General features: G+C 68.3%; 7 protein-coding genes. 2 read left to right on the forward strand and 5 right to left on the reverse strand.

Annotated features, from left to right (window positions below; translation table 11 throughout):
- Positions 1 to 160: 160 nt before the first annotated feature.
- Together VI480_RS13790 and VI480_RS13795 are read left to right on the forward strand one after the other, a co-directional pair.
- Positions 161 to 1213 carry a CoA transferase gene (locus tag VI480_RS13790; protein WP_323673438.1) on the forward strand — a complete coding sequence of 351 codons (1053 nt, stop codon included), beginning with the start codon at positions 161 to 163 and terminating at the stop codon, positions 1211 to 1213.
- Positions 1206 to 1940, forward strand: coding sequence for an enoyl-CoA hydratase/isomerase family protein (locus VI480_RS13795; RefSeq protein WP_323673439.1), 735 nt, complete (start codon positions 1206 to 1208; stop codon positions 1938 to 1940). The genes VI480_RS13790 and VI480_RS13795 overlap by 8 nt, the downstream gene beginning before the upstream one ends.
- 27 nt (positions 1941 to 1967) lie before the next feature.
- Here VI480_RS13795 and VI480_RS13800 read toward each other — a convergent pair whose 3' ends face one another.
- The 5 genes from VI480_RS13800 to VI480_RS13820 all read right to left on the reverse strand — a co-directional run.
- On the reverse strand, positions 1968 to 2951 hold the full coding sequence (locus VI480_RS13800) for a VOC family protein (protein ID WP_323673440.1): 984 nt from the start codon (positions 2949 to 2951) through the stop codon (positions 1968 to 1970).
- Entirely contained in the window at positions 2948 to 4153 is a 1206-nt protein-coding gene (locus VI480_RS13805; RefSeq protein ID WP_323673441.1) for an LLM class flavin-dependent oxidoreductase, read from the reverse strand. Before VI480_RS13805 ends, VI480_RS13800 begins: the two co-directional genes overlap by 4 nt.
- Before the next feature lie 67 nt (positions 4154 to 4220).
- The gene (locus tag VI480_RS13810) at positions 4221 to 5276 is read right to left on the reverse strand and encodes an amidohydrolase family protein (protein ID WP_323673442.1); all 1056 of its coding nucleotides are present in this window, start codon (positions 5274 to 5276) and stop codon (positions 4221 to 4223) included.
- 25 nt (positions 5277 to 5301) lie between these two features.
- Positions 5302 to 5892: a hypothetical protein gene (locus VI480_RS13815; RefSeq protein ID WP_323673443.1), complete on the reverse strand. Its 591-nt coding sequence runs from the start codon at positions 5890 to 5892 to the stop codon at positions 5302 to 5304.
- A 136-nt stretch (positions 5893 to 6028) separates the two neighbouring features.
- A partial coding sequence (locus VI480_RS13820; RefSeq protein ID WP_323673444.1) for a CaiB/BaiF CoA-transferase family protein occupies positions 6029 to 7951 on the reverse strand: 1923 nt, incomplete at its 5' end.

Consider the following 7951-nt stretch of genomic DNA (forward strand, 5'->3'; position numbering starts at 1 on the left):
GAACCACCAGCTCGCAGCCACCGAAGACCGCGCCGAGGGCCTCGCTGCCTTCTTCGACAAGCGCCCGCCTGACTTCTCAGGGCGTTAGCCATGAGAAGCATCAGACACAGCTCAGGGCGTTAGCCATGAGAAGCATCAGACACAGCTCAGGGCGTTAGCCATGAGCGATTGGCTGCCGCCGGGCCTGTTCGAATATGGCACCGAGCTGGCAGCTGCCGTCGATCGACGACTGGGCACCGGTGTGGTGGGCGACTCCCAGAGCTTGATCGAGATGCCCCGCCGGGTCGGGACTACCGACGTGCCGAGCCGACCGGTTGCGTGGGGTGATGGCGCGCTGTGCGTCGACCTCGGACCGGACGACGCGGAGACCTGGGAACGTTTCGCCGACGTGCACCGCAGCGAGTCCGATCCAGAAGCCCTCGCGGTTGCGGCCCAGGAGTGGCGCTTGCCGGTGACGCCTTACCGCCGGCTCACCGTTGCGTCCACCCAGCGGGGTGCGATCTCAGCGTCCGGCACGACGCCGACTACGTCCGGCATCGACCTCGGCGCGTCCGGCGCGGCACGGGCCTCATCCGGCATCGGCGGTGTCATCGTGGTGGACCTGACCTCGATGTGGGCTGGGCCGCTGTGCACTGAGCTGCTGGGCCGCGCGGGCGCAGAGGTGCGCAAGGTCAGTTCTGCGGCACGGCCTGACGGCTTGGCGGGCACGGCGATGTACGACGAGCTGAACGCACACAAGACCGCAGTCGAGCTGGACCTCCGACACCCGGCGGGCCGCCAGCGCCTCGATGGTCTCTTGGCGACCGCAGACCTTCTGGTCACCTCCCTCTCTCCGCGAGCGCTCGGCAACCTGGACCTTCTGCCCTCGCAACTGCGAGCTCACCACCCGGGTTTGCGCATCTTGGCGATCACCGCATTCGAACCGGATTCGCCGGAGCGCGACTGGATCGCCTACGGCACCGGCGTGCACGCCGCCTCGGGCCTGGGTCTGCTGGGCGACAAACCGCGGACGCCCGCGTTTTCCTACCCCGATCCGCTTGCCGGACTGCTGGCGGCAGGCGTCGCGGTCGATCAGCTTGCGGGCATCGCTCCCCAGCACACACGTGTGTCGCTGGCGGGCGCAGTGATGCCGCTGGCTAGCCGGGTCTTCTGCAGCGATGCCGCCCACGCTCCGGCTTCCCTTGCCGAGTCCGGCGGTGTTCAGCATGGCTGAGCGCGTGCGGCTGGTGTTCGGCTATGACGGTGTGGCCACGATCACGCTGTGTCACCCACCGCTCAACATCTACGACCTGGACATGCGCGACGGGCTCATCGAGGCGATCGCTGCCGTGCGCGACGTCCCCGACGTGCGCTGCGTCGTGTTCGCCGCCGAGGGCAAGCACTTCAGCGCCGGTGCCGACCTGTCCGAGTTCGGCACTGCCGAGTCGATCTTCGACGCTCGGCGCATCCGCTGGGACCGCGATCCGTGGCTGCCGCTAGTGAACCTGCCGGTGCCCACCCTGTGCGCACTGCATGGCTACGCGCTCGGCTCGGGCTTGGAGATGTCGCTGCTGTGCGATCTGCGCATCGCGAGCGAGGACTCGGTGATGGGCCTGCCAGAACCCAAGCTCGGCATGCTTCCCGCCGCCGGCGGCACTCAGAGCCTCACCGCGGCAATCGGGCCGGTGGCTGCCTTGCCGCTGGTGCTCAGCGGCCGGAACATCGACGCAGCCGAGGCCCTCCGGCTCGGCATTGTCGCCGAGGTCGTACCGCCCGACGACCTCGACAGCCGCACAGCGGAACTGGCCGGCCAGCTCGCCCGGATCGATCAGCCGCTGGCGCGAGCGCTGCGCCGCTGTCTGCGAGCCGCGAACGACCTCCCGCTCAGCGACGGCCTGGCGGTCGAGCGCCGCTCGGCCCGCCTCGTCGCCGGCTCAGTCGGCGAGGTACGAACGCCATAGCTGCGGGCGCGCACTTCGGACGGCTTGTCAGCGAGAGACGACGCAGAACTCCGAGCCCTCGGGATCGGCCATGACGGTGGCCCGGAAGCCGAGGTGACCGGCGACCTCCTCTGCGGCCGGAACCAGCACCGATGCGCCGAGCGCCACGAGCCGAGCCACTTCGGTATCCATGTCGCGGGTGAACAGGTCGAGGTGTGCACGCAGCTTCGTCGTCTTGGCTTCGGGTACGCGCTGGATGGTCAGGTGGTTGAGCATGCGGCCGCCGCCGGCTTCCGACAGCGTGATGTAGGGACGCCCGTTGCCGACCCGCGTGTTGAAGCCGATGGCGGCCTGCCAGAAGTCGGCGATGCGCTCCGGGTCGGAGCAATCGATCGTCACTCCCACCGCCCGCTCGATCCGAGCCGCCAGCCGTTCGACGCGCGACGGCTCGTGATGCGTCTCGATCTGGACGAGCCGGAGCCCGAGCGGCGTGTGTGCCAGATTCATCGAGCCGACCTGCTGGAGATCGCCCGCCGAGAGCGGGTCCGGGTCGAGGGCGCTCAGCTCGAGCATCGGCCCGGCGCCCTGCTGAGCTGCTGCACCGTTGCCGGCTTCACCGGCCGGGGCGACCGTCAGATCGACGCCGTCGTAGTGACGGCGCAACTCCACGCTTGCCCGCTGTGCCGGAAAGCCGAGCTGCGACCGCAGGCCCGCAACGGCATCATCGGTGGATGCTGTTGCGCCGACGCAGAACGTCCGGGCGCGGGCGCCGCTGCGGCACACCACCCGCACGAACGCAGCGCTGAACGCTCCCCACGGGCTCTCGGACACATCCCACGCCAACAGCGACATGGCAGGCGGCACGATGGGGTGCAGTCCCGGCGGCAGCACTGCTTCGCGCGCCGGGCGCCGCAGCTCGGCAACCAGCGACAGGCCCGTCACCCCGCCGAGCCGCACCGACTCTGTGCCGAAAGCAGCGATCTCGGGCGCGCCGGCGGCCAGTTCGTCGACCGCTGCCGTTCCCGAGATCATCGGCTCGTCCCGGCGGACATCGTCGAAGGCTCAGATGCGTCAGGCGAGCTGACGTCGGGAACGGAAGTGGGTGCTTGCACGCGGGCAGCCCGCTCGTCCGGGGTCTGGAACTGCGGGATCACCTCTGTCGCGAACAACCGCAGGCTGTCGAGCACCTGCTCCTGGGGGATCATCTCCATGGCGTTGAGCAGGAAGTTGATGCCGGTCACGCCGACGTCCTCCCATTTCCGAATCGTCCGCACGAGATGGTCGGGGTCGCCGATGCCGACGCCTTCGGGCAGGCCCTTGGCCACGCTCGGGTCGTCGGCGGGCGCGCTTCCATTCGGGGTCCCGCGGCTGCGCAATGCGGCACCCGCATTGCCGAGCGTCTGGTACGCCCGCGTCGGGTACGCCTCGCGGGTGAAGTACAGGTGCGCGTTGGACATGCTGAATGCGCCCACCATCGGCAGGCCCAGCGCTGCCGCTTGGCGATAGTCCTCATGGCAGTACAGGAAGTTGAGCGTGTGGACCTGGTCGTTCACGAAGCTGCCCACCGGGTCGCAATTCGCAACCCGGCGGTAGTACTCCTTCGTACGGCGCTCCTGCTCGGCAAACGGGGCAGCGCTCACCCCTAGGCACCCCAGCCCTCGCGCTGCAGCGTCCAGTTCGGTGCCCGGCGTCGTCACGGTCACCCACATCGGCGGGTGCGGTTCCTGGAACGGCTTGGGGATGACGTTGCGTGCGGGCATCTCGAAGCGGGCGCCCTCCCAGCCGAAGTCGTCGTCGGTCCACATCTGCGGGATCACCCGACAGAACTCGTCCCACGTCTTCTTCGTGTCGTCGGGATCGGCGCAGAAGCCGCCGAGCTCGGTCCACGTGCTCGAGCGGGCCGTGCCCAGCTCGAGGCGGCCGTTCGAGATGATGTCGAGCGCGGCCGCCCGCTCCGCAACCCGGATCGGATTGTTCATCTCGGGCACGCACACCACGGCTCCGTGGCCCACGCGGATGCGTTGGGTCTGCGCGGCCACCGCGGTCAGGAACACCTCCGGGGCGGGGCAGTGGGAGTACTCCTCCAGGAAGTGGTGCTCCACGGCCCACACATGGTCGAAGCCCACCTCGTCGGCCACGCGGCACTGTTCGAGCGCGTTGTGGTAGGTGAGCCACTCATTGGCCCGGCTGAAGGGCCGCGGCACCGACAGCTCGTAGAAGATCCCGAACTTCATTGCGCTGTTCTAGCTCAGCAGGGTCCGCCGCCGTCGGGACGGCGACCGATCACCGGGCTGAGTTGTGTCAGATGTCGATGCGGTAGAGCTCTGCGGCGTTGAGTGACATGATGCGCTCGACGTCGTCGCGGGGGATCCCCTCGAGCGCCTTGGCCAGGTCGTGATCGTCGCGTGGGTACAGGCAGGTGGGGTGCGGGAAGTCGAGCTCCGCCAGCTCGTTCGGCGCTGTCTCGTGCATCTGGTGGTCGAGCACTTCGAGGAAGAACGGCAGCCAGCCCACGCCGCTCTCCACCGAGACGAACTTGAGCTCGGGGAAGCGCTCGGGCACGCCGGAATAGATCATGTTGCCCACGACCCGTGCGTTGCCCATGAACAGGTTCGCCGAGCCGACAGCCAGCTGTCGCTCGAGACCGAACGACGGCCACGGTGCCTTGCCGTAGTAGTCCAGGTTCCCCTTCGACGAACCGATGTGGAAGTTGACCGGCATCGCCAGGTCCGAGCACACCTGCCACACCGGATCCCAGTGCGGCGTCGCCATGTCGGGCAGGCCGGCTTCCTCAGGATTGGAGCACGTCACGATGCCCCGCAGCCCGTTGGCGTGGCAGCGCTCGATCTCGCGCACTGCGGCGTCGAGGTCCCACCAGGGCAGCAGTGCCATGCCGAACACACGCTGGCCGCTGGCCGCCTGGAACTCGGCCAGCGCGTCGTTGTAGATCTCGACCGAGATGAGCCGCAGCGCATCGTCGGGCGATTTCAGGAAGTTCTGGTTCCCGAAGCCGGCCACGTTGGGATACATGATCTGCGCTTCGAGGCCGAGCTGGTCGAGCATCTCCACCCGGGCCTCGGCGTCGTAGCTGGCGCGGTGCACCATCTCGTTGTCGAAGTCGAAGAAAACCGTGCCGGTGACCTTCTCGCCGGCAGGATCCACCACCGACGAGGCGATGGGCAGCCCGATCGGGATGGCGTCATCGAACCACCAGCGACGCTTGCCGCCCCTGGTCTCCATGCGCGGCACACGGTCGCGGTACTTCGCGGGCGCCCGCGACGTCCACAGGTCGTACGGCTCCGACCAGTGGCTGTCGGTGTCGATGATCTTGAGATCGTCGAGAATCGTGCCGCTCATCGACCTAGATCCTGTTCGAGGAGCCTCAGCCGACCGGCGGCACGGTCACCGGGCGTTCGCCGAACTCGGGCCGCTCGGTGCGGGTCTTCTTCAGCTCCCAGAAGCCGTCGATGTCCATCATGGCCACCATGCCGTCCCACAGCTTCAGGGCCTCTTCACCCTTGGGTGCCCGCGTGATGACCGGGCCGAAGATGCCCACGCGCTCCCCGTCGCTGCGGTTGAGGGCGATGATCGGCGTGCCGACGTCGGTGCCCACTAGCGCCAAGCCTTCGTCCATGCGGGACCGGATCTCGGCGTCCCACTTCTCGTCGGCTGCCGCCTTGGCGTGCTCGGGATCGATGCCGAGCTCTTCGAGTGCCTTCGCGATGTCGAAGTCGCGGTCGCCGTCGTGGTGGATGCGGCTCGCAAAGTCCCAGTACACGCCGAACACGGCATCATCGCCCTCGGCTGCCCGGATCGACTCCATGACCCGCAGCTGCCCGTGCGTGCCGACCACTGCGTCGTAGTACGGGCTGTCGGTCGGGGGCTCGTTCTTGAAGAGCAGGCTGATCGGCTGCCACTTCACCTTCAGGTTGCGCTCGGAAGCGACGTCGTCGACGACCCACCTGGCCGTCACCCAGCACCAAGGTCAGATGGGGTCGACCCAGAATTCGATCTCGGTGTCAGTGCCCGTGTCAGTTGCCATGCGGGCAATCTACCCGTGACGCGCCAAGCGCATCAGGGGCGCGACACTCCCGGGAGGCGCACAACAGCTACATAGAGGTGCCGTCGGGGTTCAGGTAATCGCGGGTGATGTGCCCCTCGTCGCACAGCGCCTGCCATTCGGCCTCGTCGAGACCGAGCAGCTCGCGGAACACGTACTCGTTGGCGTCGCCCAGGATGCCGATCGGCCGCCACGGCATCTCGGGACCGTCCCAGCGCCACTGGCGTCCCGGAAAGCTGTGCCAGCCCTGCTCGACGGAACCGTTCTGGCGGAACCAGCAGCGATCGCCCATCTGCGGGTCGGCGCGCAGCTGCGACTCGCGCAGCACCGGTCCCGCAGGCACCCCTGCTTGCTGGCACTGGTGGAACACCTCGGCTGAGGTGCGCTGCTGGGTCCAGGCGCTGATCCGCTCGTCGATCTCGTCGTGGCGGGCGTGACGCCCTGCCGGCGTCGCCAATCGGTCGTCCTCGCCCAGCGCGGCGGCGCCGTCAGGCCGGTCGCTGTCGAGCAGGCTGGCAAGCGCTTTCCAGTCGGCGTCGGTCTCGCAAGCGATCACCGCCCATTCGTCGTCGTGGTCGGGCCGATCCGGATCGGTTGCGCAGCGGTAGCAGCCCTGCGGAGCCCGGGCCACTGAGCGATTGCCCAGCGGCTGATGACGGGTGCCGTCGGCGGCAGCGTCGATGAAGTACTCGCCGATGTGCTGCATCACATTCTCAGATTGCGAGAACTCGATGAGCTCGCCGACACCGGTGCCTCCGGTGCCGTCGACACCGTCGCGCCGACCCAGCACCGCCAGCACCGCGAAGGCAGCAGTGGCTGCGCTGGCGGGATCCATGTGGAACACCGAGGTGAGGCTGGTCGGATCTTCATCGGCGTAGCCCCGCAGGCCCGTCAGCCCGCACAGTGCCTCGAAGTTGGCGCCGAAACCGACCCAGTCCGAGTAGGGACCCTCGAGGCCCATCGGCGGCATGCGCAGCACGATCGTGCGCGGATTGACAGCGTGGACAGTTTCCCAGTCGAGCCCCAGCTTCGGCAGCACGCCGAGGGAGTTGTTCTCGACAATCACGTCCGTCTGCTGCACGAGCCGGTGCAGCGTCGAGCGCCCCAGCTCGGTGCGCGGGTCGAGCGTGCAGCTCAGCTTCCCGCGGGCATGAGCACTGAACAGGTTCTGGCGGTTCCACGGGCGTCGCCCCGGATCGTGATCCGGGTATCCCGACAGCGGCCCCAATTCGGGGTTGATCTCCCGCGGCGGGCGAGGCATCAAGCCGCGGGTCGCTGTCGGGAACACATAGGGGTTGTCCACCCGGATCACCTCGGCGCCGAGATCGCCCAGGTACATGGTGCAGGCCGGTCCGGCCCACACGACCGTCAGGTCCAGCACCCGGATGCCGCCCAGTGGCAACCGCGTGGGTTCCCGGCGTGCCGGTGCGACGTCCGGTGAGCGAGGATTGCCGGCCTCGCTCGTCGCCGCGACGCCGGGTGCTGCGAGGCCAGCACGTACCTCGCCGTCGTGCTCGCCCAGCAGTGGCGCATGCCGCGGTGTCGTCGATGCCCGGTCGGATGCATCGCGCGGGTTGACGCGATGGAGGCGAAACGGTGCACCGAGCTGCCGGACCGTTCCCGCCGCCGGGTGCTCGACGGGTACGAAGAAGCCTCGTGCCGCAAAGTGCGGATCATCCAGCAGATCGGCTGGAGCGTTCAGCGGGGTCACGCCCCACTTGTTGACTTGTGCTGCGGCGCCGACCGTGCTTTGGGTGTGGCCTGCCAACCACACGAAGAGTGCAGTCTCGACCATGTCGGGAAGATCGGGATCTGCCAGCCACGCAGGACTTGCAAACCGTTCGGCCAGCGAGTCGCCGTCACCGCTGTCGCCGCCGAGGCCTGCGCTGGTGAGCGTCTGCACCATCCGGGGGGCCCACGACGGCAAGGTGAACACCAGCGCCCAACCGTCGGCGGTGGGGTAGAAGCCGAC

This window comes from Candidatus Poriferisodalis multihospitum (assembly GCF_028283155.1).
GTDB classification, from domain to species: Bacteria; Actinomycetota; Acidimicrobiia; order Acidimicrobiales; family Poriferisodalaceae; genus Poriferisodalis; species Poriferisodalis multihospitum.

Coding starts and splice junctions, on each gene's coding strand:
- VI480_RS13790 (WP_323673438.1), top strand. CDS start 161: ATGAGCGATTGGCTGCCGCCGGGCCTGTTCGAATATGGCACCGAGCTG.
- VI480_RS13795 (WP_323673439.1), top strand. CDS start 1,206: ATGGCTGAGCGCGTGCGGCTGGTGTTCGGCTATGACGGTGTGGCCACG.
- VI480_RS13800 (WP_323673440.1), bottom strand. CDS start 2,951: ATGATCTCGGGAACGGCAGCGGTCGACGAACTGGCCGCCGGCGCGCCC.
- VI480_RS13805 (WP_323673441.1), bottom strand. CDS start 4,153: ATGAAGTTCGGGATCTTCTACGAGCTGTCGGTGCCGCGGCCCTTCAGC.
- VI480_RS13810 (WP_323673442.1), bottom strand. CDS start 5,276: ATGAGCGGCACGATTCTCGACGATCTCAAGATCATCGACACCGACAGC.